The 1,231-nt window shown below is 67.3% G+C and carries 1 protein-coding gene; it reads left to right on the top strand.

Annotated features, from left to right (window positions below; genetic code table 11):
- A partial coding sequence (locus tag CIC12_RS32695; RefSeq protein WP_238813007.1) for an Ig-like domain-containing protein occupies positions 1-1,231 on the top strand: 1,231 nt, incomplete at both ends.

The following is a 1,231-nucleotide window of genomic DNA, read 5'->3' as shown; positions in this document are numbered from 1 at the left end:
TACAGCGTGACGACCCATGTTCCGCAGACCAGCGGTGTGGTGGAAGCGGTCGCAACCGATGCAGCGGGCAACCATGGTAAGCCGACGGACGTGAACTACACGGACGCGCAGGGTCCGGACGCGCCGGTGGTGAATGTGACGCCGAACCCTGATGGTGGCCTGACGGTGGATGGTAAGGCCGAGGCGGGTTCGACGGTGACGGTGACGTATCCGGACGGCAGCACGGCTTCGACCGTGGCGGATGCCTCGGGTAACTACAGCGTGACGACGGACGTGCCGCAGACCAGCGGCACAGTGGAAGCGGTCGCCACCGATCCGGCAGGCAATCCGAGCACGCCGACGGACGTGACCTACACGGACACGACGCCGCCGGGCGCGCCGGTGGTGAACGTGACGGCGAACGCCGATGGTGGCCTGACGGTGGGTGGTACGGCCGAGGCGGGCTCGACGGTGACGGTGACGTATCCGGACGGCAGCACGGGCTCGACCGTGGCAGATGCTTCGGGTAACTACAGTGTGACGACCCATGTTCCGCAGACCAGCGGTGTGGTGGAAGCGGTCGCCACCGATGCAGCGGGCAACCATGGCAAGCCGACGGACGTGACCTACACGGACGCGCAGGGTCCGGACGCGCCGGTGGTGAATGTGACGCCGAACGCTGATGGTGGCCTGACGGTGGATGGCACGGCCGAGGCAGGCAGCACGGTGACGGTGACGTATCCGGACGGCAGCACGGCATCGACCGTGGCGGATGCCTCGGGCAACTACAGCGTGACGACGGACGTACCGCAGACCAGCGGTACGGTGGAAGCGGTCGCAACCGACAAGGCGGGCAACCCCAGCACGCCGACGGACGTGGCCTACACGGACACGACCCCGCCGGACGCACCGGTGGTCAATGTAACGCCGAACGCCGATGGTGGCCTGACGGTGGGTGGTACGGCCGAGGCGGGTTCGACGGTGACGGTGACGTACCCGGACGGCAGCACGGCATCGACCGTGGCCGACGCTTCGGGCAACTACAGCGTGACGACGGACGTACCGCAGACGAGCGGTACGGTGGAAGCAATCGCGACCGACAAGGCGGGCAATCCGAGCAATCCGACGGACGTGGCCTACACGGACACGATTGCGCCCACGACGACGGTGGCAATCACCGGCATCTCGCAGGACACGGGCACGCCGGGCGACTTCATCACGAACGACAACGACGGGCTGACGGTATCGGCGA

Source organism: Paraburkholderia sp. SG-MS1 (genome assembly GCF_012275575.1).
In the GTDB taxonomy this organism is placed as follows: domain Bacteria; phylum Pseudomonadota; class Gammaproteobacteria; order Burkholderiales; family Burkholderiaceae; genus Paraburkholderia.
This window is presented reverse-complemented; position numbering and strand designations above follow the sequence as displayed.